The following is a 24,265-nucleotide window of genomic DNA, read 5'->3' as shown; positions in this document are numbered from 1 at the left end:
CCTTCATATCCTGACGGATAGGAGGGGATGTCCGTGTTTGCTTTCGGGTGGTTCATGCAAGGAAAGCACCGAATGCGAGCCGTTGTATCGCTGATGCTGCTGATCGCCGTACTCGCGGTGGCACTGCCGACAACTGCAACAGCGAAGCCCAGCGCAGTCGTACAAGCATCGTATGATCGATTCTTAGCCGGGGCGGACTTGTTATACGGTGCGGTTAACGCAAGCGACGTACAATCGGCAAGGGACAGGCTCAGCGCGCTGGAAGAACAATTCCGCAAGCTGCCTATGGAAGGGATTGCGACGGCAGAAGGGATTCAAGCGCTTGCCAATAGTATGACGGATATGAAGAAAGCGGTCGCGGCAGTCAAACTTGATGAACGCAAGTGGAAGGAAGGCGCGGCGCGTCTTCGCCTCGCAGCGGACGCGCTTGCTCATCCGGACCGTCCGCTGTGGGTGTCATACCGGAAAGTACTCATTAATGACTTGAAGCAGCTTGAAGCTGCGTTGCCGAATAAATCGCCTTCGTCGGGCGTTTCGGCGGCAAGCGACGCGGCGAAAGCGGCCTTCGGACAACTGTCGGTCCATTATTCGGTCATCCGTACGGCGGCAGCCTTGCGGGCGGAACCTTCGACGATCGAGCGGGCCGATTCCGCGTTCCGTTATGCAGCAAGGCTGCTCGGCTCGCCATCGACGCAGACGATGTTGCTGCTAAGCGTCGCTCCCCAATTGAGGGATGCTTTGGACGCAATGTTCCCGCAGGAAGCGCCAGCGGCATTTGTCCCTCCGCTCGGCCCTGTTCCCCCGTCATGGGGATGGTCGGCGACGATCGGTTCATTTATCGTGACAGTTCTGTCGTGGGTCGGATGGAGGCGCTACAAAGACGACCGATTCGTCGACCGCCCGGTTTCCCGTTACCAGGATAAGTTCAGGGAAGACGCAGCAGAGAAATGGATCGAACGTTGGAGAAAGAAAAAGTAAACGGAGATGGCTTATTCTTCGCGGAAGCCCTCTCCCAGCACGTCATGCACTTCGCTGATGACGATAAAAGCCCGCCGGTCATGCCCCCGGACGAGGCTTTTTAATTTGCCGATTTCGAATCTGCTAACGACGCAATAGACGGCCATTTTTTGCTCACCGGAGTAAGCGCCAACGGCGGGCATCAGCGTTACGCCGCGATCGAGCTCTTTCGTGATGTTTTTGGCGAGTATTTCCGGCTGTTGACACAATATCGTGAATGCCTTGGCTGCATAAGCGCCTTCTTGAATGTAGTCGATAATCTTGGAAGCGATAAACACGCTGACGAGCGTGTACAGCACTTTCTCTTTCGGGATAAAAAGCAGCGAGATGCCGAGAATGAGCACGTCCAGCGACAAAATGATTTGGCCCATACTCCAGCCGCGTAGTCGATGTAAAATCCGTGCTATAATGTCGACGCCGCCTGTTGTCCCGCCAGCCCGGAAGACGAGTCCGAGCCCAATGCCGAGCGTTACACCTGCATAAAGTACGACAAGAATGAAATCTTGATCGGTACGAAACGGCGTCAATACACCGCTTACGACGAGTCGCTCCGCGATCCAGAGGAACAGCGAAAGCATAAGTGTTCCGCCGAGCGTATAGACCATCGCACTTTTGCCGAGCTGACGCCAGCCAAGGGCGAACAATGGTAAGTTGATGAGCAGGGAAGACAGCCATACGGGCAGTTCTAACGCGTAGTTGAGCAATACGGCTACGCCGGTTACGCCGCCTTCCATCAGCATGTTCGGAATAATGAAGTATTGTAGTCCGAACGCGTAGAGCGCGGTGCCGGCGGCGAGCAGGCTCCACGTTCTGACTTCGTTCCATATGCGCGAATGGTTCATGCGAGAAGAGTCCTCCCAAAAATGCATTTGTTTTCGATTACGTCTTACGCTAACATAGGATAGAAACCTTCATGAAAGGATACGGAAGATGGGACAATCGCGTATTGCCGACAAAGTATTAACGGAGCGGACGCTCGCTGACATTCAGCGCGACGTCGACGCCTACATCTCGCAATTTAAGGAAGGCTATTTCTCCCCGCTCGCGATGCTTGCCCGTATGTCCGAGGAAGTCGGCGAGTTGGCGCGTGAAGTGAACCATGCGTACGGGGAAAAGCCGAAAAAGAAAGATGAAGCCGACAATTCCATCGAGCTGGAGCTTGGCGATATTTTATTTATTGTGACCTGTTTCGCCAACTCTCTAGGCATCGATTTGACGGAAGCGCACCGCAAGGTGATGGATAAATTCAATACCCGTGACGCAAATCGGTGGACGAGGAAGAACACCGATAACGCCTGACCGTCATATGCTGAACCATCCCCGAATGAAGGGAGGAGGTCGGCATGGACGGGGAAACGTGCCTCCGGGAAGCATACGACGCGATCTTCCGGGGGGATTTCGAAACAGCGATGCGCTCGTTCGACCAGGCGATCTTACTGGAACCGAACAATGCCGTCTATTTACACAGCGGTTCGATCACTTGTGCAAGAAACGGAAGATTGCCGCAGGCGTTAGCCTATGCAAGGCGATCGGCAGAGCTGCAACCGGACAATCCGTCGTATTTACTGCACTTGCATATGCTATTATCCAGGCAACGCGTGAACGAAGCCCGAGTATTGCTGGAACTGCCGGTGCCGAATTTGGAAGAAGCCGCGAAGCTGCTGAAGGAGGCGGCACAATTCGACCCGTTGTCCTCAGAAGCGAGGCTGATGCTCGGTATTCTATACCGGATGCAGCGTAATTACAAGCTTTCCCTCGATAGCTTGCGCGATGCGCTTCAGCTCGATCCGCTAAATGAAGAAACGAAACGTCATCTGCGCGAAGTGCGCGCCGAAAGACGAAGAGCGATCAAACAGCAATATTCACACTACAATTCGCAAAGGAACTGGTGAACATGTCGCAAATCATTAAAGTCGCCGTCGCGGGCGCAACGGGGAGAATGGGGCGCGAAGTCGTCAAAATGGTGCTGGAGGATCCCGAGCTTCGCCTCGTCGCGGCCGTCGCGTCGACGTCGGAGCCCGTTGACGCCGGGACGCTTGTCGGTAAGCCCGACACCGGCGTCATCGTCTCTCGCATATTGGCGGATGCGCTCGAAGCGACCCGACCGGACGTACTCGTCGACTTCACGAATCCGAAATCCGCGATGCCGAATACGGAAACTGCGCTTGCCTATGGCGTCAGGCCGATTATGGGCACAACAGGGTTCACGCCGGAACAGATCGCATCGTTGGACAAGCAGTGTCGCGACCTGGGCATTGGCGGCTTGATCGCACCGAATTTCTCGATCGGGGCAATTCTGATGATGAAATTTTCGGCTATGGCCGCCAAATATTTTCCTCATGTCGAAATTATCGAGTACCATGGCGATCAGAAGCTGGATGCGCCTTCCGGCACCTCGATCAAAACCGCGGAATGGATCTCGCAGGCGCGGCAGGAGTTGCGGCAAGGCAACCCGAACGAGGAAGAAGTGCTCGAAGGCGCACGCGGCGGCTATTACGACGGTTTTCGCATACATAGCGTAAGGTTGCCGGGCGTATTCGCTCAGCAAGAGGTCGTGTTCGGCGCATTCGGGCAAACGCTGAAAATCCGTCATGATTCCTACGATCGGGCCGGCTACATGCCGGGCGTGAATACGGCAATCAAGAAGGTTATGAGCGCGACCGGCATGGTATACGGTTTCGAACATTTCCTAGACTAACGGAGGAGTTGCACTCATGATCGATATTGCGCTTATCGCACACGACCGCAAGAAAGACGAGATGGTCAATTTCGCCATCGCATACGAACACGTCTTGAAACACCATCGGTTATACGCCACGGGCACGACAGGCTCGCGGATTATGGAAAGTACGTCGTTGACTATCCATCGGTTCATGTCAGGGCCGCTTGGAGGAGACCAGCAGATCGGTGCTCGCGTCGCGGAAAATACGATGGACTTAATTATTTTCCTCCGCGATCCTCTCATGGCTCAGCCGCACGAACCAGATATCATTGCACTGCTTCGCTTGTGCGATGTACAAGGTATCCCGGTTGCGACGAATGTCGCTACGGGAGAACTGCTTATCAAAGCGGTCGAACGCGGCGATTTCGCTTGGCGTGAGCTTGTCCATAAGTATAAGCCGGGGCTTGACACGAATGAGTGACGCCTTGGATTTGCTCGTTTTTGCTGCGCACCCGGACGATGCGGAGATCGGCATGGGCGGCACGATTGCCAAACATACGAAAGCCGGGGCGAAGGTCGGCATCGTCGACTTGACGTATGCGGAGATGTCGTCCAACGGCAATGTCGAGACACGTCAGAGAGAAGCGACCGAGGCATCGAAAATTCTTGGTCTTGCCGTTCGCGACAATCTCGGATTGCCGGATCGCCGTTTGTCCGTCACCGCTCAGCACACCGATTTGATGGTCGCCGCTATTCGTAAATACCGTCCGCGGTTCGTTTTCGCGCCGTATATGATCGACCGGCACCCGGATCACGTCACGTGCAGCCGCATGGCGGAGGAAGCGACTTTTAACGCCAAGCTGAGAAAATATATGCCCGATATTCCTTCATGGACGGTCGAGCAATTGTATTTTTACTTTATTAACGATACGCAAGCGCCTCAATTACTTATAGATGTCAGCGATGCTCATGAAGTCAAGATGGACGCGCTGAAAGCTTATCGTTCGCAATTTATGCCGTCCGGCAGCGAAGCGGATTGGGTCGACACGCCTTTGACCGGCGCTTATTTGGACAATATAGAGGCGCGCGACAGGCTGCTTGCGCAGCAGCGGAAGTGGAAGTACGCGGAAGGATTTATCGCCAAGGGACCGGTCGCGATTGAAAGCTTCTAATGTCGAACGATCAGGGAATATACATGAAAGTCACTATAGATTCGAACCAGGGAAGGAGGCCTGACGATGTCATTAAACCGTCCGTTAAAAATCGGGATTACCTGTTATCCTTCGCTAGGCGGATCCGGCGTCGTCGCGACGGAACTGGGCAAGCTGCTCGCGGAAAAAGGGCACGAGATCCATTTTATTACGCACAGCATGCCGTTTCGGTTAGGGAAATTTCACCGTAATATCTACTACCATGAAGTCGAAGTGTCGGATTATTATGTGTTTCGGTATCCGCCGTATGATTTGTCTCTCGCGAGTAAAATGAATCAAGTTGCCCGGCTGCAGAAGCTGGACCTGCTCCACGTCCACTACGCGGTTCCTCATGCGATATGCGCCATTCTGGCGAAGCAGATGGCCGGCGACGATCTGAAAGTCGTCACGACGCTGCACGGGACCGATATTACGGTCCTTGCGCAAGACGAGACGTTAAAGGACATTATCCGTCTAGGCATCCGACAGAGCGATGCGGTCACGGCTGTGAGCCGCGACTTGATCCGTGAAACTCGGGAATTGCTTGACATTCATGAAGAGCAAATCGACTTGACCTATAACTTCGTCGACAAGCGGATTTATTATCCGCGCGAGTGTACCGACTTGAGAAATGACTATGCGGAACCGCATGAGAAGATATTGATGCATATTTCGAATTTCCGCCCGGTCAAACGTACGCAAGACGTCGTTGATGTGTTCGCCAAGGTAAATGCGCAGATGCCGACAAAACTCGTTCTCGTAGGGGAAGGTCCCGATCTGCCGAAAATTCAAACGAAAATTCAAGCGATGGGTTTGTCTCACCGCGTTCATTTTCTCGGCAAGCAGGACGATGTCGCACAGGTCATATCGATAGCGGATTTGCTTCTGCTCCCTTCCGAGAAAGAAAGCTTCGGACTTGTGGCGCTCGAAGCGATGGCGTGCGGCGTTCCGACGATTGGATCGATGGCCGGAGGTATTCCCGAGTTGGTTCAGCACGGGCAATCCGGATTTCTGTCGCCGATCGGGAATACCGATGACATGGCGGCTAACGCGATTCGGCTATTAAGCGACGAGAAGCTATATGCGGATTTCCGGGAAGCTTGCTTGCACAGAGCCCGTCACGATTTCTGCAACGAAGCGATTACCGCGCAGTACGAGGATATTTATTACCGCGTGCTTGGCATGCCTGCAAACGTGCGCGCTGCGGTTCATTGCGGCGAATGAGCGAGGAGATCGGCATGAATTTCGAATTCGATTTTGGAGGAGCGGCGGTAGATCCGTTGTGGGAAGCAGGATTGGATGTCGTTCGCACACTGGAAGCTCGCGGATATCAAGCGTACTTGGTCGGCGGTTGCGTCAGAGATCGCCTTATGGGGCGTAAGCTGAACGATATCGACATCGCTACGTCAGCGAAGCCGGACGAAGTCATGCGGACGTTCCCGCGTACGATCCCGACCGGTATTAAACACGGGACAATTACGGTGATGGAGAACGGTATTCCGTTCGAAGTGACGACGTTCCGCCGCGAAAGCGACTACTCTGACGGCCGGCGGCCGGACGAAGTCGCTTTCGTCGATGACTTGCAGGAGGATTTAGCAAGGCGAGATTTCACGTTTAACGCGATGGCATTCGGCTCGGACGGCGAGATCGTCGACCCTTTCGGCGGACAGGACGCTTTGCGTGCGGGCGTTGTGCAATGCGTCGGCGACGCGGAGGAGCGATTCGGCGAAGATGCGCTGCGCATGCTGAGGGCGGTACGTTTCGCTGCGGAATTTGGCTTCGAGCCCCTTCCAGACGTATGGGAGGCGATCTTACGCCATCGTGCCAAGCTGAGTCAAGTAGCCGTCGAGAGAGTATGCGCGGAGTGGGACAAGCTGATGGCGGGCTCCGGGCCGGAGCAAGGTTGCCACTACTTGTTCAAGAGCGGACTGCTCGGTTACGTGAAAGAATCTCTGCCTGCAGGCGTTTTGCACGCCGCTGAAAGATATCGGTTGAACGGAACCGGGTGGGAGTGGGATGCCTGGGGGAGCGGGGAGGCGGTTGGAGGTCAAGGCGCTTCGTTGCCGCCGCTGCCGCTCTACGCGGACGTCGACGTTCGCTGGACAGCATTGCTGTGCGGAATCGGCGTCTCGTCCGCAGACGCCGCCGAACTGTTCCGGACATTGCGAATGAGTGGCAAAAGAACGGATCGCGTATGTTCTGCCGTCGGCTTGCATGAAAGAATGGCGGGCTGTCCGGAAGATGAACGTTATGAGCAATGGGTGCTCGGCGTGCTCGATTTCGGTACTGCCGCGGCCGAAGATTGGTTGACGGCAACAGAGTCGGTCGACATCGAACTGACGGACCTATGCCGAGGCTGGTTACAGAACATCCCCATAACGGAAGTGTCCGCATTGGATGTTAGAGGAGACGAGCTGGTGAAGGAGCTTGGTCGCTCGCCCGGTCCATGGATTGCGGAAATGCTTCGGGGGCTGCTTGAAGCTGTTGCGTTCGGTGTGATCGCGAATATAAAGGCAGAACTGCTTGATGCGGCGAAACAATGGCTGGCAGACGCGGACGGTCGCAAGGCATAGGAGGGGAAAAAATGAGTGGAGTTAGCTTGCTAGGTTTGTTGGAAGCGGAAGCTGGACGATACGTTTCCGGCGAAGAGATCAGCCGGAAGCTGAACGTGAGTCGGACGGCCATCTGGAAGCAAGTCCGCAAGCTGGAAGCGGACGGCTACGAGATCGAAGCTGTGCCCCGGCTCGGCTATAGGTTGCTCGGCAAGCCGTCCCGGCTGACGGTACAGGATTTGCTTCCGAAGCTGCATACGAAGCGATTCGGCAAGCAGCTGAGGCTGCTGGACGTCGTACCGTCGACGCAGGATGAGCTCCGCAAGCTGGCGGAAAACGGAGCGGAGGAAGGCACGCTCGTTATCGCCGAGCAGCAGACGAAAGGACGCGGACGCATGGGACGATACTGGGTATCGCCTTCCGGCAAAGGCGTCTGGATGAGTTTGTTGCTTCGTCCGCCCGTGCCGCTGCCGCACACGCCGCAGCTTACGCTGCTTGCAGCGGTCGCGTTGAGTCGAGCCATTTCCCGTTTGGTAAAAATCGAGATCGGCATTAAATGGCCGAACGACTTGCTAGTCGGCGGAAAAAAAATTAGCGGAATCTTGCTCGAATCCGCCGCTGAAGATGAAAGGCTTCGTTACATTGTCGTCGGACTCGGCATTAGCGCCAATCTCGACCCCGAAGACTATCCGGAAGAGCTGCTGGCCAAAGCAATCTCGCTCAAGATGGCGTCGGGATCCGCCGTCGATCGGGGCGAACTGATCGCATCGATTTTATCCGAATTCGAAAATTTATACGATTTATATTTGGAACAAGGCTTTGAGCCAATCCGCTCCTTATGGGAAGCGCACGCCGTCACGCTTGGTAGAATGACATCTCTATATACGCCGCAAGGCGTAATAGAAGGTATTCCCCGTGAGTTGGATGCCATGGGCGGGTTAAAGGTAGAACTCGCCGACGGCACGTATCGCACTGTATATTCGGCAGAAATCGGCAACAGCAATTCGGAGGGTGTCGGTTCGTAGACGACACCTTCGATTTCTGTTATACTCTTCCTGCAAGGTGGTATCGCCGTTGAGCGAACTGCACTTGCGGCGCGATCTTCCAGTATGAAAGGCGACGTTAATCGCAACAGTAACCGAATACCGTCTGATTCGCGGCGGATTCTGCTCTGAGCCGAAAGGACCGAGACAGAAGGACGTGATATCGTTCTATGTTGAATGGGAACCTTTTTGCTTATCGGCGAAATGGTTTTTTTGTTGTCTGCGGACGCGGCTGCCCTGGAACGCGCCAAAACATTCCTAGGAGGCAATCCCATGAAACAAGCATTGACTGTCCCGAAGTTGAAAGCGATGAAAAGCCAGAAGAAGCCGATCACGATGTTGACGGCATACGATTATCCTTCTGCCATGCTGTCAGAAGAAGCTGGCGTCGACGTCATACTCGTCGGCGATTCGCTCGGCAATGTCGTGCTTGGTTACGATACGACCGTACCGGTCAAACTCGAAGATATGATTTATCACACAAGGGCCGTCGTTCGGGGCGCACCCAGCACGATGGTCGTAACAGATATGCCGTTCGCGACCTACCGGCTCGGCCCGGAAGCGACATTCCGTAATGCGGCCAGAATTATGCAGGAGGGCGGCGCCCACGCCGTGAAGCTCGAAGGCGGAGCGGAACTGGCGGATGAAATTCGGTTGCTCACGTCCGCAGGCATTCCCGTGCTTGGCCATATCGGATTGACGCCGCAGTCGGTGCTTCAGATCGGCGGCTATAAGGTGCAAGGCAAAAACAGCGATGAAGCCGAGAAAATGCTAAAAGATGCAAAAGCATTGGAAGAAGCGGGTGCATTCGGCATCGTGCTCGAGCTGGTTACCGAGGAACTGGCAGCGGCAGTATCGCACTCCATCGGCATTCCGACGATCGGCATTGGCGCGGGACGCGGCTGCGATGGCCAAGTACTCGTCTATCACGACGTACTGCGCTACGGTTCCAATATTCGCGATAAGAAAATGGTCAAAAGCTACGCGAATATAGGGGATACGATCCGAACCGCGTTGACCGAATATGTAGAAGAAGTCAGAGGAAAGCAATTTCCGGAGGAGAAACACGCCTTCCTGCTCGACCCATCGGCAACGTCAGCACCGAGCTTGGGAGGAAAGTTATACGGAGGCGATCCCAAATGACGAATTCCGATCCTTCGCATAAAGAACCGCAAATTATTCGTACGATCGGGGAATTGCGAGCAGCTGTTTCCACTTATAGGAAGAGTGATTTAACCGGCAAAATCGGCTTTGTGCCGACGATGGGGTATTTGCACGAAGGCCATGCGAGTTTGATCCGCCGGTCAGCCGCCGAGAATGGATTGACCGTGCTAAGCATATTCGTAAATCCAATCCAATTCGGTCCCAACGAAGATTTGGACAAATATCCTCGCGATGAAGCCAGGGATCTGAAAGTGGCAGCGGCTTCGGGCGCTTCGATCATCTTCCTGCCGACTGTAGCCGAGATGTATCCGACGAAAAGAGTGACGACAGTGTCGGTAAACGAAGTAAGCGATTTTCTATGCGGCGCTAGTCGTCCGGGGCATTTCGACGGAGTTGCGACGGTTGTCGCGAAGCTGTTCAATATCGTGCAGCCCGACAGAGCGTATTTCGGTATGAAAGACGCGCAACAAGTGGCAGTTATTACACGGATGGTTCAGGATCTCAACATGCCGGTTGAAGTCGTTCCGTGCCCGATTGTTCGGGAAGCCGATGGCCTCGCCTTAAGTTCGCGCAATGTGTACTTAGATACGAAATCGCGCTCGGAAGCGACCATTTTGTCGAAGGCGTTGGCCAAATCCGAGTCGTGGATATCGGAAGGTACGACAGCAGCCGATTTGATTTCCCGGATTAGCAGCGCGATCAAAGGACAGTCGGCAATCGCCGATATCGATTACGTTGACGTGCTCGCATACCCGGGTTTAACGCATCTTGAACAAGGCAAACCGCTTGCGAGCATCGACGCCGACGTACTCATCGCCGTCGCCGTTCGTTTCGGCCAAACCCGGCTCATCGACAATAAATTGCTGAATCCAGCGAAAGCAGGTGCGATTCCATGTTCCGCCAAATGATGAAAGCCAAAATACACCGCGCCACCGTTACGGAAGCGAATTTGAACTATGTCGGCAGCGTGACGATCGATCAAGATTTGCTTGAACTGGTCGACATCCTGCCTGACGAGAAAGTTCAGATCGTCAACAATAACAACGGCGCACGCTTCGAGACTTACGCGATACCGGGGCCAAGAGGCTCAGGCGTCGTATGCCTTAACGGAGCTGCCGCACGTCTTGTTCAGCCGGGTGACACCGTCATTATCATCAGCTACGGGTTCATGACAGACGAGGAAGCACGGCGTCATCATCCGCGGGTAGCTATTATGGGCGAAGGCAACAAAGTCGTCAAATTACTGGCGGAGGAGCCGCATTCGACCGTCATGTAACGCGTATGAAACACCTTCCCGCAACACAGAATGACAGTACGGTTTCGCTCCGAAGCTGATGCTGTCAAGGCGATTGCCCGTCAATCGCGCACAGGAGGGTACGCTCATGATTCGGCAATGGTTCGCGACAATGAACGAGGTGCTCGACGATCTCATTATCCGTTATCCTCAAGCTGCGGGAGAAGAAAAAAACGAACTGCAGCAGCAATGGGACATGCTGAAATCGTTAAGTGATGATATTATTGAATCATGGTTGCAGTTCGAGGACAAAATGGGCGTTTTTCGCGATTTGAGGCAGCAGCAACCACAGCCTTCACCAGAGCTGGAGAAGCAGCTCGGCCCCTTTGTCAAAGGGCAGGGGTACTTTAAGCTCCATATGTTCGAGCATGCCTCGGATCAACTGGAGCAAGCGGTGGCACTGTATCCCGATCTCGTCTGCGCTCGCCTTTACCTGGCAATGTCAAAGATGCATCTGAAACATTGGAACGAAGCGCAGCGGCATTTTCAGCTTGTCGCGGCCATCGCGGAAGAGAGCAGGCTGAGAGCTATCGCCTACAATGCGCTCGGCTGCATTCAAGCGATTAACGCGCATCTGGAGCAAGCCCAGCAATATTTCCGCATCGCACTCGAAACCGATCCTGCCTTCTCCGATCCGAGGACGAACCTCGAATCGATGTTGAAGGGAAACGGACATATTCAACTGCAGTTCGGAAGCGCCGAGCTTCAAACGTTAGTTCAAGCCTGAAGGCTCGAAAGGAAGACTGGAATGAAATTTGCCGTGCTCGATTTCGAAACGACGGGCATGTCGTCCGATAAAGACGAAATTATACAAACGGGACTCGCTGTCATCGATGAAGCGGGTACCGTTTGTTCCACGTATGCGAGCTTCGTCCGGCCTTCGAGGCCGATTCCGCAGGACATCTCCCGGCTGACGGGCATTACCGATGCGGATGTGGCCGAGTCGCCCGACACCGAAGATATGATCGCCGAGCTAGTGCCCTTGTTGCAGGATGCTGTTTTGGTTGCGCACAACGCCAGTTTCGACGTGCAGTTCCTGCAAGCCGCTTTGGAGAAAAGCGGTTATTTGCCATTCGGCGGCAGAGTACTCGATACAGTGGAACTCGCCAGACTCGTTTTTCCGACGCAATCTTCGTTCTCGCTGTCTTCGCTCACTCATGCGTTTGGCATCGCGCACGACCGACCGCATCAAGCGGACAGCGACGCGCTTGCGACGTCGGAACTCTTTATGCTTTGCTTGAACAAGCTGCAGCACCTTCCGTTACTTACCCTCCAAAGGCTTGGCATGCTGTTCAGCCCGGACAATAGCGATCTTGGGTGGCTGATCGCCCACGTCGCCGCATGGCGGGAAACTCAGCCGTTTATTCCAGAGGAAGGGCTGCACTACTTCCGACAATTCGCGATGAACGTTGGCGATTGGAGCGAAGACAATGCGAATCGCGAGTCCGACGGCATTCCCGAAGCGTTGCGGGAGATGGACTTCGAACAATATATGGCCGCCGTGCAAAATAACCTGAAGACGCTTTTCCCTTCGTACGAGGCGAGGGAAGGTCAGGATATTATGTTTAAGGAAGTTTTCGACGCGTTGGAAGCTGATTCTCATCTGCTGGTCGAAGCAGGGACAGGCACGGGTAAGTCGCTCGGTTATTTGTTGCCCTCTCTCTATTATGGACTGAAGGAAGAGAAAAAAGTCGTCGTCAGCACCCATACGATCCAATTGCAGGAACAACTGCGAGAAAGAGATTTGCCGCTGCTGCAGCAAGCGCTGCCGATGCCGTTCCGCGCAACCGTGTTCAAAGGCCGCAGCAATTATTTGTGCCTTCGCAAGTTCGAGAACCGGCAGCAGCTTCCCGAGCATGCATTCGGTAGGGAAGAAGCGATTATTCGCGGAGGCATGACTGTCTGGCTAAGCGAAACGGCCAGAGGCGAATCAGAGGAACTTAATGTAGGCGGGCGGCATAGAGAAGAATGGGATGCAGTGGCCAGCGATACTGCTTCATGCCTCAACCGGGCATGCCCTTGGTTTAAGCGCTGTTTCTATCACCGCGCGAGGCAGGAAGCTAGCAAAGCCGATTTGATTATTACGAACCATGCGCTGTTATTTACGGATTTGCGCGCCGAGCACCGTTTGCTCCCGGCTTATGATAAACTGGTTATCGACGAGGCTCATCATCTGGAAGAAGTGGCGAGCCAGCATCTCGGGCAGAAAACGAGTCATGGCACGCTCCTGTTGCCGTTGCTGCGCGTATGGAAGGACGCTAAGACCGGTTTGCTTCCGCAATTGATTACCGAAGCTACATCCATGGGATCGTCGCAAGCGAACGTCTGGGCCGAAAAGCTTGAAGAGCTAGCGCCAAAGCTAACCGAGATACGGGAAGCGTGGGAACGATGGATGGACGCCTGCTTCGGCATGCTTGCTTCTCACGCCGCCGCCGACGAGACGGGCAACATGACCTATAGGTTGAAAGCGGATCAACTGCCTCCGCAATGGGAAGCGTTAACGGTGGACGGCAATAATGTAATCCAACTGCTGTCCGACTTCATTCGCCCGATGGAGAAAATCGTTGCCGACATGCGAGACGAAGCGGACGAGCTTGGTTTGCAAGGGCTGCTGACAGACATGGGCGGCGTGCTGAAAGATTTGGCGAATACGAGAGCGGACACGCAGTCGTTCGTAACGCTCGGTCGACCGGAATACGTTTACTGGATTGAAGGGCATTCCCAATACCGGAGCAGGTCTGTATCGATATATGGGGTTCCGGCCGATGTGAGCGGATTGTTGAAGGAAGGCGTGTTTGACAAAAAAGCGAGTGTCGTTATGACATCGGCTACGCTGACGATCGGCAAGTCGTTTGGTTTTGTGACCGAGCAACTCGGCTTAAACGAAGCGGACAAAGTCGGCAGACTCAAGACAGCGATGCTGCCTTCTCCATTCAAATATCGAGAACAGGCGCTCGTGCTCATTCCTCGCGATTTCCCGGGCATCAAAGGCAGGGAAGGAGAAGCCGCGTTTGTTGCGGCGCTGACAGCCTCGTTAGAGGAGATGGCGCGAACGGCGGGCGGGAGAATGCTCGTACTGTTCACGTCGCATCGAATGTTAAAAACGGTATACGGTCCTCTGAAAGATAAGCTGGAGCCTGCCGGTATTCAAGTGCTCGGCCAAGGGCTCGACGGAGGAAGTCGTAGTAGGTTGACGCAGCAATTCATCAAACAGCCGGCAACGGTGTTGCTTGGTACGAGCAGCTTCTGGGAAGGCATCGACTTGCCGGGGGATGCGCTTACGTGCCTCGCGATCGTCAGATTGCCTTTCCAGCCGCCTAACCATCCCGTCGCGGAAGCGAAAGCCGAGAAACTGCAGGCGGAAAACCAAAATCCATTCATGAAGCTGTCGCTTCCCCAAGCGGTTATCCGCTTTAAGCAAGGGTTTGGACGGCTCGTGCGAACGGCGACAGATCGCGGGATCGTGTTGCTTTACGATACGAGGGTTATCGAAACGTATTATGGGAAACATTTTCTGTACTCGCTGCCTGGGCCTAAAATGGAGCATTTACCGACGGCTTCACTCGCCGGTAGAGCGCGCGAGTGGCTGTTTCCCGAACAAGGAATAGAAAGAAGGGAACCAGAATGAAACCGATCAAAATTTCCGAGGCGGTCGTTCGGCGGCTGCCGATATACTTGCGTTTCCTTAATGAACTGAGCGTGAGCAATATTCACACGGTTTCCTCGCAGGAACTCGGAGAGAAGCTGGACTTGAATCCGGCGCAGATTCGTAAAGACCTCGCTTATTTCGGGGAGTTCGGCCGCAAGGGCGTCGGCTATAACGTCGATTACTTGATCGAGAAAATCCGCCAAATTTTGAAGCTGGACAAGACGCTGAACGTCGCCCTTGTCGGTACGGGCAACTTGGGACGGGCGTTGTGCAATTATAATACGTATATTAAAGACAATATGAAAATTGTCGCTGTATTCGACGCGGATGAGAGCAAAAAAGGGTCGATGATTAATCGGTTGACCGTTCAGCCGATGAACGAATTAAAAGAAACGGTGCAGCAACTGGACATCTCGGTAGGCATTATTACAGTGCCGGCAGCCGAAGCGCAAAATGTCGCAGACCAGTTCATCGCTTCCGGCGTCCGGGGCATTCTGAATTTCGCGCCGGTCGTCCTGAAAGCCGCGCCTGGCGTTCGCATTCATCATGCAGACTTTACAGCAGAGCTGCTTAGCCTTGCTTATTATATGGACTCGATCAACGGATCGAATGAAGGAGACGAATTTTGATGACGCGATTATTGATCGAGAACGGGTATTTCGTCACAATGAATGAGACGCTTCCGCAGTTTCAAGGCTGGATGGCAGTAGAAGGCGAGCGGATCGCCGCCATGGGAGAAGGAGAAGCGCCAGAGGAAGAGAAACGTCTTGCATCCGAGAAGCTGAATGGCAAAGGCTATTTGTTTATGCCGGGACTCGTGAACACCCATGGTCACGCGGCGATGTCTCTGCTTCGTGGGCTGGCAGACGATCTGGCATTGCAGGAGTGGCTGCAAAATCATATGTGGCCGACGGAAGCGAAGTTTACCGGGGATGACGTATATTGGGGGTCTGCGCTAGCCGCGGCCGAAATGATTAAGTCCGGAACGACGACGTTCGTCGATATGTATGATCATATGCACCGGGTTGCCGAAGTCGTCGAGCGTTCCGGCATGAGAGCGAGCTTGACGCGCGGCGCTATTGGACTGTGTCCGGAGGACGTCCAGAAGGCGAAGCTTGCGGATGCCATTCAATTCGCCAAAGACTGGCACGGCAAGGCAAACGGGCGTATTAACGTTATGATTTCGCCTCATGCGCCTTATACTTGCCCGCCAGATTTCATTTTGAAATTCGTAGAGGCGGCACACGATCTCGACTTGCCGATGCATACCCATATGTCGGAGACGATCGCCGAAGTCGAGCAGAATGTGCGCGATTATGGTTGCCGTCCGGTCGAACATCTCGATCGACTAGGCATGTTCGGGAGGCCGACGCTTGTCGCGCATGCCGTACATCTGAACGACGACGAAATTGCTTTGCTCGCTGAACGCGGCGTCGCCGTCTCTCATAATCCGGTCAGCAATTTGAAGCTGGCAAGCGGTGTCGCGCGCGTACCGGACTTGCTTAAAGCGGGTGTTAAGGTTTCGCTCGGAACAGACAGCGCTGCGAGCAATAATAATTTGGATTTGTTCCAGGAAATCTCGATGGCGGCGCTGCTTCATAAAGGCGTGTCCGGCGATCCGACCGTCATTCCAGCAGTGGAAGCGATCCGTATGGGCACGTTGTATGGCGCGAATTCGATCGGTCTGGAAGGCGTAACAGGCCAATTAAAAGTCGGACTGAAAGCGGACTTCATCGCTCTGAACATTGATCGGCCTCATTTTGTTCCGCATACCGATTATGTTTCGCACCTGGCGTACTCGGCCCGTGGTTCCGACGTCGCGCACGTCTGGGTCGACGGCAAGCAATTGCTGAGAAATGGCCAGCTGCTTACGCTTGACGAAGAGAGAATCAAAGCCGAGGCGGAATTGTGCTTCCGGAGACTGCGCGGATGAGCTTAAGCCGCACGGAAGAACATCGCAAATCGCCTACGTTGTCTGTGGCCAAGTGGTGCTTTCTCGTCGCAGGATTTATCGTGTTCGTGCTTGTCTGCTTCTATTTGTATGTGCGCTCTTCGGATAAAGATTACCGCGACTTGGAAAATCGCGCCGTGCGAATTGCCAAGCAGCAAGCGGGTCTGAAGGAAGTGACGGACGCAGCTTCCCATACTTGGGACGAGACAGTATGGATCGTCTCCGGCAAAGACGCAGACGGAGAGTCATGGGTCGTATTCGAGAAGTCCGACGGTATCGTAAAGGAGAAAGCGGCGAACAACTTGACGAAGAAGCAAATGCTTGAGAAGTTCGAAGTCGAGCACGTAGGCGTCTCGGCGCCGATCCGGATGATCCCGGGATGGTTCAAGGGACAGCCGGCATGGGAAATTCGCTACTGGAACGATGCCGAGCATCAGCATCAGTCGCTCGGGTTTTACTCTTTCAAAGACGGTTCGATGTTGAAAACTTACGTACTGTCGAGCTAACATAGTTTGACGCGATGAGAACGCCCATTTCTGGGCGTTTTCTGCGTTGACATCGTATTGTCTGGATCACTATTCCGCAGCTCATTGGCACGGCTTCCAACGTTTTAATAACGAAAATACTGACCAAAACTGATATACTCATGGATGTACGAAACGTACGGATAATTGTTCATTATGAGGAGTCGACATACGTCCCTGTTCCGATTACACATCTTAGGCCAAGCTTACTTTTAGGAGGGGAATAGCTATATGAATAAAATTAGACTGTTACCGATCGTCATCACGGCGGCACTCACTGCAACTGTACTGTTCGGTGGCTGGTTCGGCTACCGGCACTACGGCGTTGAACGACCGCTCGACAAGGTCGCGAATGCGATCTCCGGCGTCGAGAACGCCAAAGTCGAAATGGGCGCCGGAACGGTGAAAATAGATGTGAAGCTCTCGCCTGATGCGAATATCGCGCAAGTATATCGCAAGATCAAGCAAGATGGAGCTGGCGAAATCGGCGGCAAACAATTGGAGCTGACTGCCGACGCCTCCAGCAGCGAACGGCTGGATAAAGCGTGGAGTTACACGTTGTTCGACGTCGCCGAAGCGATGGAGACGCACAAATATACAGGCATTCGCGAAGCGATGGACAACTTGTCCGCGCATTTTCCCGGCGTGACGGCAACAACGGATATGGACGAAGACAACGTCTATATTTCGATGCGCGACGGCAATGCGGCGAAATTCGTCGTGCTGCCCCGCGAACCCGCAACGTTAGGAGCGTGGTCCAATGCGTAAGTTAAACGATTACGGCAAAGAAATAGGCATCGGCGCGGCGATCGTCGCACTTGTCTTTCTAGTATACGTCGGATTGCCGCCGGCTATTATCGTCATGGGGCTGCTTATGTTCGGAGCGATTTTCCTGTTTACGAAAGGACGCGGCGGGCTGGCGATGGGAACGGCCGGAAAACGTACGGTCTCGCGGAAGCCGGAATTTCTAACGTTCGAAGATATCGGCGGACAAGAGCAGCCGAAGCGGGAATTGACGGAAGCGCTCGATTTCCTCGTCTATCGGGACAAAATCGAGAAGCTCGGCATTCGTCCGCTGAAAGGTATTTTGCTAACGGGCCCTCCGGGAACCGGTAAAACGCTGCTTGCCAAAGCAGCGGCCCAATACACGAATTCGGCATTCGTCGCCGCATCGGGCAGCGAATTCGTTGAGATGTACGTCGGCGTTGGGGCTGGCCGCATTCGCGACTTGTTTAAGGAAGCGCGTCTACAAGCGGTAAAGCTGAAACGGGATAATGCAATTATCTTCATCGACGAAATTGACGGCATCGGCGGCAAAAGAGACGGAGGACAGCATCGCGAATACGATCAAACACTAAATCAACTGCTGACCGAGATGGACGGTGTGCAAGGCGATGAGAGCATCCGCATTCTGCTCATTGCTGCGACGAACCGCAAGGAATTGCTTGATCCGGCTCTTCTTCGTCCGGGGCGCTTCGACCGTCACATCCAAGTCGATCTGCCTGACAAGTCGGCCCGCGAACATATTCTGCAATTGCATGCGCGCAACAAGCCGTTGTCGCAAGACGCTTCTCTTGGGAAAGTAGCGGAAGAGACGTTCGGTTTCTCGGGCGCTCAGCTTGAAAGTGTCATGAACGAAGCGGCTATTTACGCGATGAGAGAAAATTCGGAGACGTTAAACAACGCGCATCTATCGCAGGCGATCGATAAAGTCATGATGGGCGAACGGATGGACCGCGAGACGACGCGCGAAGAACGCGAACGTGTCGCGATTCACGAGCTCGGTCACGCGATCGTCGCCGAAAGCGTCCGCCCCGAGAGCGTGGCGCAAGTGTCGTTGACGCCTCGCGGGCAAGCGCTAGGTTACGTTCGGCATCATCCGCGGCAGGATAGCTATTTGTATTCGCTCGATGTACTCGAGCAGCAAATTATGATCGCTCTCGGCGGCGCAGTCGCTGAAGAAATCTTCTATGGCGGCCGCAGCACCGGTTCGCGCGGGGACTTTGATCAAGCTACAAGCATCGTTCGCACGATGATTGAATCGGGCATGTCGGACCTTGGCATCGTCCATCCGGAAGCGATCACGCAAGAGCAATGGTCAGGCGAGAATGCGAAAATTCTCGACGGCTTGACTGGAAAGACACGCGAATTGCTCGGCAAGCATAAACCGACGTTCGAACGGCTGCTGTCCATTCTCATTCGCGAGGAGACGCTGTCAGGTGAGCAACTGCGGGAACAAATCCAACAAGCCGCATAAATACCGCCTATCGCTCCGTCGGAAGTTCCGGCGGAGCTTATTTTTGCCTAAAGACGAAGAAAAACACGAAAAAATATGCTAGCATTGAACCTGATGCTTATTGGAATCGTTCTATAGAATAGAGGTGGCAAGGTTGGACTCGCAACGGAATTTCGATTTTCTCAAATATATGGTCGAGAGCGATGACGACCGCGGGCTACTTAACGAATTAATGAATGCGTACGGCAAAGACGTGTGGAATTACGCGTACAGCATTACGCGCAAATGGGACATGGCGGACGACATTTCGCAAGAGGTGTTCATTAAGGTGTTCCGCAATATGCACGCTTTTCGCAGAGATGCGTCTGTCAAAACATGGCTTCTAACTATTACCCGCAATACCGCGATCGATTTTCAGCGCTCGGCGTTTTTCCGTAAAGTAACGTTGTCGGACACGATGGAAGAGCGCGGAGAAAGCGAATCCGTTGAACACGACGTGCTGGCAAAGGCGACGGTGAACGACATGTGGCGAATGGTGTTGGAATTGCCGAAGAAGTATCGTGAAGTTATCATCTTATACGCTCATCATCAGTTATCGTTAAAGGAAATCGCACAAGTACTTGAGGTTACGGAGGGGACGGTCAAATCCCGAATGTTCCACGCAAGGCAGAAACTTTCGAAAATGAAGGAGGCGAGCCGCAATGGACGATAAGGAATTGTTTGAACAGCTTGCGCGCGGCCCGCTGAATCGCAACGGCTTCGATGAATCGATGAAGCGTCGAATTAACGACAGCCTCGATCGGCCCGCAGGGGCACGCAGAGGCGCTCGTTTTTGGCCGCTGCGCTGGCCGGCTCTTGGCTTCTCGTTGCTTCTTGCTCTCGTCATCGGCGCGGGTGTATGGGGCTTAAACGCGGGAATCGGACAGCGGGACAATCTGTCGGAGTCAACGCCTGAGCCCGTCGAGACATCGGCAGCCAGTTCGGCTCAACCGGTGGATCCTACCCCGCACTCTGCGGTTGCTATTGGGCTTAGACAGGACGGGAATGCTCCTGATTCGCCCAGCACATATCGCACGATCGTTGTCGCGCCGGAGAACGGCAAGCTGACTTATGTTAGAAGCGGTGAAGGCATCTGGATGCCTTACAAAACGACTTTCTGGAAAATCGAATCCCGCACCGTCTCCGCTCCGAGTAGCCAGTTGCTGGTGGCGCTGAAGTCGGGCATCTCGGACGCCAAGGCGGCGAACACCTCTGTCGCCGGCCGCTCGGAGAAGCTGTTGTACGCGGGCAGCCGATTCGTCTCGATCATGCAAACCTCTGCAGACGGTACGAGCCGGGCATTCGTGAATCAAGTGACCGATCTTGATCCGAAAGTCAGAGAGACCGATCCGGAGACGCTGGCGAACACGGAATATTCTTTCGCTGCGGCGCTTGGCGATGCTGCTAACGGGCAAGACGCCGAGGAATGGGCGATCGCTCGGGAAGAGAAGAAATGGGTCGCCAAGAAGCCAGCTGGCGATAGGGCTGCTGCGGTGTCCGATTGGACAACGATCAGCGTAGAGTTAAACAGCGACTTCGCGAAAGATCTTCCGCTCGCGGTGAGCGGGCTTCAATTGGATCGGAATGCAGCGGATGCCTACATTTCGAAGGATGGAGACACTGCGGTCATCGTATCCAACAATCGTATCCAAGTCGTTCCGTATCGTCTGTCCTTGGCAGAACAACAGCCGGCCGAGCTGACATTGCGGCCGAACGAGTCGGTTGTCATGGTACAATGGGCTACGCAAGCGAAATATGTGGACAATTGGAAACAAATGTTCGACAAATGGTTCGCGGCTTCGGCAAGATAGAACTGTTTATGATAAGATGAAAGTACCCAAGCGATTCGCGCGCGGGCACTCTCATCTTATTGTTTTATGGAGGCTTGTCTATGTTCAGAGTCGTCGGCGTCGTCGGCGCGGGCACGATGGGGCGAAGCATTGCCGAAATGCTCGCGGTTAAAGGTTTGGACGTGTTTCTCGTGGAGAAGACACCCGAGAAGCTTCAGGAAGCGATTGATTTAATTGAGGCCAGTCTCGATCGTCAAATGGAAAGGTGGGCGATTACTGCCGCCGAGAAGAAACTGACATTAAATCGAATACATGCGGCAACGTCCTTGCAACATCTTGCGGACTGCGAGCTCATTATCGAGACGATTAGCGAAGAGATTGACGAGAAGAAGGAAATTTTCCGCCAGTTGGACGCGATCGTCGCAACGGATGCCGTCCTGGCCAGCAATACGTCAACGCTCAGTTTGACGGAACTTGCAGGCGCAAGCAGCCGCCCCGAGCGGGTAATCGGCATGCATTTCGTCTATCCGGCGTTTAGAATCGACGTTGTAGAAATCATTCGAGGCTTACATACTTCGGATGATACATTCTCCCGAACAAAGACATTCATCGAGGACGCGCTTTCGAAGAAAGGCGTCATGGTATACGAATCCCCGGGTTTCGTAACGACCCGACTGATCTGTCTTCTCATTAACGAAGCGCTTCATCTGCTGGAAGAAGGCGTAGCATCGCCGGAGGATATTGACTCCGCGATGAGCATCGGTTTTCAATTCGAATACGGTCCGCTGGAGATGGCAGATCGGTTCGGGCTCGATTCGGTGCTGGCGGCGCTCGAGCGGATGTTCCGCGAATTCGGCGAGTTGAAATATAGGCCGTCTTTCTTGCTCAAGAAAAAAGTACGGGCCGGTCAGCTCGGGGTGAAAACCGGCATCGGATTTTTCAAATACGGCAAGGACGGTGAGCGCCTGTGAACATTCTCGTCATCAATGCGGGAAGCTCCTCGGTCAAATACCAGTTATACGATATGAAGACGGAATTCGTGCTGGCGAAAGGCCGAGTCGAGCGGATCGGCATGGATTCGTCGATCTTGACGCACGAAGTGGACCATCAGCCGGAAGTGCGCGAAGTGAGCGAAATTCTCGACCATACGACCGCAATCAAAAAAGTGCTCGACATGCTGACGCACCGGAAGTTCGGCGTTCTTCGCAACATTGCGGACATTCAGGCGGTCGGCCACCGCGTCGTGCACGGAGGCGAGACATTCAGCCGCTCCGTGCTCGTCGATGCGCAAGTGAAACTGGAAATCCGTAAGTTGTTTGATCTTGCGCCGTTGCATAATCCCGCTCATATGATGGGCATCGCAGCTGTGGAGGCGAATTTGCCGGAAGTGCCGCAAGCGGTCGTGTTCGATACGGCGTTCCACCAATCGATGCCTGCAAGCTCGTTTTTGTACGCGATTCCGACTGTTCTGTACCGTAAACATCAAATTCGCCGTTACGGCTTTCACGGTACTTCCCACGACTACGTCAGCAAGAAGTCGGCGGAATTTCTCGGTCGACCGATCGAAACGCTGAAACTCATCACTTGCCATATCGGCAACGGCGCGAGCTGTGCTGCGATTCTTCACGGCAAATCGTTCGATACCAGCATGGGGATGACGCCGCTTGAAGGGCTGATGATGGGGACGCGCAGCGGGGACCTTGATCCGGCTATCGTACCGTTTACGATCAACAAAGAAGATTTGACGTTAAACGAAGTCAACTCGATGCTGAACAAGCATAGCGGATTGCTGGCCATCTCCGGTGTCAGCAGCGATATGCGGGAAGTCGTCGACGCAATGAACGAAGGCAACGCGAATGCGAAACTTGCTTTTGAAATGTACGCGTACCGGATACGCAAATATATCGGCGCATACGCTGCCGCAATGGACGGCGTCGACGCGATTGTGTTCACCGCAGGTGTCGGCGAGAACTCGGCGGCGCTGCGCACGGAAGTGTGCAAAAGCTTATCTTTTCTTGGAGTCCATTTGGACGAAACGCGCAATGCAGGCCGTTCTCCCGAGCCACGACGGATCACGACCGAACAATCTCGGGTCGATGTGCTTGTCGTACCGACGAACGAAGAGCTGTTGATCGCGAGGGACACGTATGAGCTAGTCAAAGGCTTGGAGGCGAATACCCGATGAACGACCGTAACGCGCTTGCTAGAGGGATGGCGGAAGCGTACATGGACGGAGCCGTAAGTGTCCCGTACGCGTTGCTGCGTACGTATCGCGCACTGAGGCTAAGCGACACGGATGTTATGCTAGTGTTGCAACTGATTGCTTTCCGTCAGCTCGAGCAGAACGATTTTCCGACGATCGAGCAATTGCAAGAGAGGCTGGGCTGTTCGCCGTCGACCGTCGGACAAGCGGTACAGAAACTGCTAAAGCTAGGTTTCGTCACCATCGACGAGCAATTCGATCCGACTACCGGCATTCAGTCAGAGAAATATAATTTGACCGGCTTGTTTCGGACGATCGGCGAATTGCTCGCGGAGGGTGAGCTTCCGATACGGGCAGGGCGGACGGACACGGGATACGCGACGGTTTCTGCAGAGGACAGTGCCGTCACTAACCTACCGCGCAGCTTATTTGCCCAGTTCGAGCAAGAGTTCGGCCGCCCGCTGACGCCGATGGAGTACGAGACGATCACAAGCTGGCTCGACCAAGATCAGTATGCAGACGAATTGATCAAGTTCGCGTTGAAGGAAGCGGTATTTGCAGGCAAGCTGCATTTCCGCTACATCGACCGTATTTTGCTGGATTGGAGCCGCAACCGCGTAACGAACGTGGACGAAGCTCGTTTGCACGCCCAGAAGTTTCGAACCGGACGATAACCCCACAGATGAACGCCCCGCGTACAAACGAACATTTATGATGTGAATAGGCATCGTCATTAGAACCGGATCGACCCCCTGCACATAAACATGCAGTATAGACAACCTCTCGTGATACGTGCTCCTGTGAGTTGCGAGTTCGATTACGAGCGTTGTCGTTAACAGAAATGCATCTAGAGCCGTTGGAGCTAAAAGTTGAGTTTTGGTCGATGTAATTGCAAAAACCACTCGTCGAACCGCTGTGGGGGCGGAGGAGCGAGTGGTTTTTTGTGTGTAG

25 protein-coding genes are annotated in these 24,265 nt (G+C 54.1%); 24 read left to right on the top strand and 1 reads right to left on the bottom strand.

The window, feature by feature from the left end; translation table 11 throughout:
- Nucleotides 1-33 precede the first annotated feature (33 nt).
- Entirely contained in the window at nt 34-978 is a 945-nt protein-coding gene (locus ACFPOF_RS13655; protein WP_378133481.1) for a sporulation protein YpjB, read from the top strand.
- A gap of 11 nt (nt 979-989) precedes the next feature.
- On the opposite strand, the gene ACFPOF_RS13650 is transcribed toward ACFPOF_RS13655, so the two are convergent.
- Nucleotides 990-1,859, bottom strand: coding sequence for a YitT family protein (locus tag ACFPOF_RS13650; protein ID WP_378133479.1), 870 nt, complete (start codon nt 1,857-1,859; stop codon nt 990-992).
- An 88-nt stretch (nt 1,860-1,947) separates the two neighbouring features.
- On the opposite strand from ACFPOF_RS13650, the gene ACFPOF_RS13645 reads away from it, so the two are divergent.
- The 23 genes from ACFPOF_RS13645 to ACFPOF_RS13535 all read left to right on the top strand — a co-directional run bounded on the left by ACFPOF_RS13645 (nt 1,948) and on the right by ACFPOF_RS13535 (nt 23,988).
- On the top strand, nt 1,948-2,316 hold the full coding sequence (locus ACFPOF_RS13645; protein ID WP_378133477.1) for a nucleotide pyrophosphohydrolase: 369 nt from the start codon (nt 1,948-1,950) through the stop codon (nt 2,314-2,316).
- Nucleotides 2,317-2,360: 44 nt separating this feature from the next.
- On the top strand, nt 2,361-2,909 hold the full coding sequence (locus ACFPOF_RS13640) for a tetratricopeptide repeat protein (protein WP_378133475.1): 549 nt from the start codon (nt 2,361-2,363) through the stop codon (nt 2,907-2,909).
- 2 nt (nt 2,910-2,911) lie between these two features.
- Nucleotides 2,912-3,715 carry a 4-hydroxy-tetrahydrodipicolinate reductase gene (gene dapB, locus ACFPOF_RS13635; protein WP_378133473.1) on the top strand — a complete coding sequence of 268 codons (804 nt, stop codon included), beginning with the start codon at nt 2,912-2,914 and terminating at the stop codon, nt 3,713-3,715.
- Nucleotides 3,716-3,731: 16 nt separating this feature from the next.
- Nucleotides 3,732-4,160: a methylglyoxal synthase gene (gene mgsA, locus ACFPOF_RS13630; protein WP_378133471.1), complete on the top strand. Its 429-nt coding sequence runs from the start codon at nt 3,732-3,734 to the stop codon at nt 4,158-4,160.
- The gene (gene bshB1 / locus ACFPOF_RS13625; RefSeq protein WP_378133469.1) at nt 4,153-4,851 is read left to right on the top strand and encodes a bacillithiol biosynthesis deacetylase BshB1; all 699 of its coding nucleotides are present in this window, start codon (nt 4,153-4,155) and stop codon (nt 4,849-4,851) included. The genes mgsA and bshB1 overlap by 8 nt, the downstream gene beginning before the upstream one ends.
- A gap of 66 nt (nt 4,852-4,917) precedes the next feature.
- A complete protein-coding gene (bshA, locus tag ACFPOF_RS13620; RefSeq protein ID WP_378133467.1) occupies nt 4,918-6,093 on the top strand; it encodes an N-acetyl-alpha-D-glucosaminyl L-malate synthase BshA in 1,176 nt (391 codons plus the stop codon).
- 14 nt (nt 6,094-6,107) lie between these two features.
- Nucleotides 6,108-7,442, top strand: a complete 1,335-nt coding sequence (locus ACFPOF_RS13615; RefSeq protein WP_378133465.1) for a CCA tRNA nucleotidyltransferase — start codon at nt 6,108-6,110, stop codon at nt 7,440-7,442.
- An 11-nt stretch (nt 7,443-7,453) separates the two neighbouring features.
- On the top strand, nt 7,454-8,446 hold the full coding sequence (locus ACFPOF_RS13610) for a biotin--[acetyl-CoA-carboxylase] ligase (protein ID WP_378133463.1): 993 nt from the start codon (nt 7,454-7,456) through the stop codon (nt 8,444-8,446).
- 291 nt (nt 8,447-8,737) lie between these two features.
- Complete coding sequence (gene panB, locus ACFPOF_RS13605; protein ID WP_378133461.1) at nt 8,738-9,607, top strand: 3-methyl-2-oxobutanoate hydroxymethyltransferase; 870 nt, start codon at nt 8,738-8,740, stop codon at nt 9,605-9,607.
- Nucleotides 9,604-10,536, top strand: a complete 933-nt coding sequence (panC, locus tag ACFPOF_RS13600) for a pantoate--beta-alanine ligase (protein WP_378133459.1) — start codon at nt 9,604-9,606, stop codon at nt 10,534-10,536. Before panB ends, panC begins: the two co-directional genes overlap by 4 nt.
- A complete protein-coding gene (panD, locus tag ACFPOF_RS13595; RefSeq protein ID WP_378133456.1) occupies nt 10,521-10,904 on the top strand; it encodes an aspartate 1-decarboxylase in 384 nt (127 codons plus the stop codon). The genes panC and panD overlap by 16 nt, the downstream gene beginning before the upstream one ends.
- 106 nt (nt 10,905-11,010) lie before the next feature.
- Nucleotides 11,011-11,649, top strand: a complete 639-nt coding sequence (locus tag ACFPOF_RS13590) for a tetratricopeptide repeat protein (protein WP_378133454.1) — start codon at nt 11,011-11,013, stop codon at nt 11,647-11,649.
- 21 nt (nt 11,650-11,670) lie between these two features.
- The gene (gene dinG / locus ACFPOF_RS13585; RefSeq protein ID WP_378133452.1) at nt 11,671-14,550 is read left to right on the top strand and encodes an ATP-dependent DNA helicase DinG; all 2,880 of its coding nucleotides are present in this window, start codon (nt 11,671-11,673) and stop codon (nt 14,548-14,550) included.
- Nucleotides 14,547-15,200: a redox-sensing transcriptional repressor Rex gene (locus tag ACFPOF_RS13580; RefSeq protein ID WP_378133450.1), complete on the top strand. Its 654-nt coding sequence runs from the start codon at nt 14,547-14,549 to the stop codon at nt 15,198-15,200. The genes dinG and ACFPOF_RS13580 overlap by 4 nt, the downstream gene beginning before the upstream one ends.
- Nucleotides 15,194-16,504, top strand: coding sequence for an amidohydrolase (locus tag ACFPOF_RS13575; protein ID WP_378134393.1), 1,311 nt, complete (start codon nt 15,194-15,196; stop codon nt 16,502-16,504). The genes ACFPOF_RS13580 and ACFPOF_RS13575 overlap by 7 nt, the downstream gene beginning before the upstream one ends.
- Nucleotides 16,501-17,028 (top strand): cell wall elongation regulator TseB-like domain-containing protein, encoded by a 528-nt coding sequence (locus ACFPOF_RS13570; protein WP_378133448.1) that lies wholly within the window; start codon nt 16,501-16,503, stop codon nt 17,026-17,028. Before ACFPOF_RS13575 ends, ACFPOF_RS13570 begins: the two co-directional genes overlap by 4 nt.
- A gap of 249 nt (nt 17,029-17,277) precedes the next feature.
- The gene (locus ACFPOF_RS13565; protein ID WP_378133446.1) at nt 17,278-17,814 is read left to right on the top strand and encodes a hypothetical protein; all 537 of its coding nucleotides are present in this window, start codon (nt 17,278-17,280) and stop codon (nt 17,812-17,814) included.
- Nucleotides 17,807-19,303, top strand: a complete 1,497-nt coding sequence (locus tag ACFPOF_RS13560) for an AAA family ATPase (RefSeq protein ID WP_378133444.1) — start codon at nt 17,807-17,809, stop codon at nt 19,301-19,303. The genes ACFPOF_RS13565 and ACFPOF_RS13560 overlap by 8 nt, the downstream gene beginning before the upstream one ends.
- 133 nt (nt 19,304-19,436) lie before the next feature.
- Nucleotides 19,437-19,994: an RNA polymerase sigma factor gene (locus tag ACFPOF_RS13555; protein ID WP_378133442.1), complete on the top strand. Its 558-nt coding sequence runs from the start codon at nt 19,437-19,439 to the stop codon at nt 19,992-19,994.
- The gene (locus tag ACFPOF_RS13550; RefSeq protein WP_378133440.1) at nt 19,984-21,132 is read left to right on the top strand and encodes a hypothetical protein; all 1,149 of its coding nucleotides are present in this window, start codon (nt 19,984-19,986) and stop codon (nt 21,130-21,132) included. Before ACFPOF_RS13555 ends, ACFPOF_RS13550 begins: the two co-directional genes overlap by 11 nt.
- Before the next feature lie 80 nt (nt 21,133-21,212).
- Nucleotides 21,213-22,082, top strand: coding sequence for a 3-hydroxyacyl-CoA dehydrogenase family protein (locus ACFPOF_RS13545; RefSeq protein ID WP_378133438.1), 870 nt, complete (start codon nt 21,213-21,215; stop codon nt 22,080-22,082).
- Nucleotides 22,079-23,296, top strand: coding sequence for an acetate kinase (locus ACFPOF_RS13540; protein WP_378133436.1), 1,218 nt, complete (start codon nt 22,079-22,081; stop codon nt 23,294-23,296). The genes ACFPOF_RS13545 and ACFPOF_RS13540 overlap by 4 nt, the downstream gene beginning before the upstream one ends.
- The gene (locus tag ACFPOF_RS13535) at nt 23,293-23,988 is read left to right on the top strand and encodes a DnaD domain protein (RefSeq protein ID WP_378133434.1); all 696 of its coding nucleotides are present in this window, start codon (nt 23,293-23,295) and stop codon (nt 23,986-23,988) included. Before ACFPOF_RS13540 ends, ACFPOF_RS13535 begins: the two co-directional genes overlap by 4 nt.
- The last annotated feature ends 277 nt before the right edge of the window (nt 23,989-24,265 follow it).

This window comes from Cohnella soli (assembly GCF_042655525.1).
Taxonomy (GTDB): domain Bacteria; phylum Bacillota; class Bacilli; order Paenibacillales; family Paenibacillaceae; genus Cohnella; species Cohnella soli.
This window is presented reverse-complemented; position numbering and strand designations above follow the sequence as displayed.

What these genes read in the sequence shown, in the direction of transcription:
- mgsA (WP_378133471.1), top strand. Translation starts at nt 3,732, where the DNA reads ATGATCGATATTGCGCTTATCGCACACGACCGCAAGAAAGACGAGATG.
- panD (WP_378133456.1), top strand. Translation starts at nt 10,521, where the DNA reads ATGTTCCGCCAAATGATGAAAGCCAAAATACACCGCGCCACCGTTACG.
- bshB1 (WP_378133469.1), top strand. Translation starts at nt 4,153, where the DNA reads ATGAGTGACGCCTTGGATTTGCTCGTTTTTGCTGCGCACCCGGACGAT.
- dinG (WP_378133452.1), top strand. Translation starts at nt 11,671, where the DNA reads ATGAAATTTGCCGTGCTCGATTTCGAAACGACGGGCATGTCGTCCGAT.
- ACFPOF_RS13550 (WP_378133440.1), top strand. Translation starts at nt 19,984, where the DNA reads ATGGACGATAAGGAATTGTTTGAACAGCTTGCGCGCGGCCCGCTGAAT.
- bshA (WP_378133467.1), top strand. Translation starts at nt 4,918, where the DNA reads ATGTCATTAAACCGTCCGTTAAAAATCGGGATTACCTGTTATCCTTCG.
- ACFPOF_RS13645 (WP_378133477.1), top strand. Translation starts at nt 1,948, where the DNA reads ATGGGACAATCGCGTATTGCCGACAAAGTATTAACGGAGCGGACGCTC.
- ACFPOF_RS13580 (WP_378133450.1), top strand. Translation starts at nt 14,547, where the DNA reads ATGAAACCGATCAAAATTTCCGAGGCGGTCGTTCGGCGGCTGCCGATA.
- panB (WP_378133461.1), top strand. Translation starts at nt 8,738, where the DNA reads ATGAAACAAGCATTGACTGTCCCGAAGTTGAAAGCGATGAAAAGCCAG.
- ACFPOF_RS13560 (WP_378133444.1), top strand. Translation starts at nt 17,807, where the DNA reads ATGCGTAAGTTAAACGATTACGGCAAAGAAATAGGCATCGGCGCGGCG.
- ACFPOF_RS13545 (WP_378133438.1), top strand. Translation starts at nt 21,213, where the DNA reads ATGTTCAGAGTCGTCGGCGTCGTCGGCGCGGGCACGATGGGGCGAAGC.
- panC (WP_378133459.1), top strand. Translation starts at nt 9,604, where the DNA reads ATGACGAATTCCGATCCTTCGCATAAAGAACCGCAAATTATTCGTACG.
- ACFPOF_RS13640 (WP_378133475.1), top strand. Translation starts at nt 2,361, where the DNA reads ATGGACGGGGAAACGTGCCTCCGGGAAGCATACGACGCGATCTTCCGG.
- ACFPOF_RS13570 (WP_378133448.1), top strand. Translation starts at nt 16,501, where the DNA reads ATGAGCTTAAGCCGCACGGAAGAACATCGCAAATCGCCTACGTTGTCT.
- ACFPOF_RS13615 (WP_378133465.1), top strand. Translation starts at nt 6,108, where the DNA reads ATGAATTTCGAATTCGATTTTGGAGGAGCGGCGGTAGATCCGTTGTGG.
- ACFPOF_RS13590 (WP_378133454.1), top strand. Translation starts at nt 11,011, where the DNA reads ATGATTCGGCAATGGTTCGCGACAATGAACGAGGTGCTCGACGATCTC.
- ACFPOF_RS13565 (WP_378133446.1), top strand. Translation starts at nt 17,278, where the DNA reads ATGAATAAAATTAGACTGTTACCGATCGTCATCACGGCGGCACTCACT.
- ACFPOF_RS13610 (WP_378133463.1), top strand. Translation starts at nt 7,454, where the DNA reads ATGAGTGGAGTTAGCTTGCTAGGTTTGTTGGAAGCGGAAGCTGGACGA.
- dapB (WP_378133473.1), top strand. Translation starts at nt 2,912, where the DNA reads ATGTCGCAAATCATTAAAGTCGCCGTCGCGGGCGCAACGGGGAGAATG.
- ACFPOF_RS13650 (WP_378133479.1), bottom strand. Translation starts at nt 1,859, where the DNA reads ATGAACCATTCGCGCATATGGAACGAAGTCAGAACGTGGAGCCTGCTC.
- ACFPOF_RS13535 (WP_378133434.1), top strand. Translation starts at nt 23,293, where the DNA reads ATGAACGACCGTAACGCGCTTGCTAGAGGGATGGCGGAAGCGTACATG.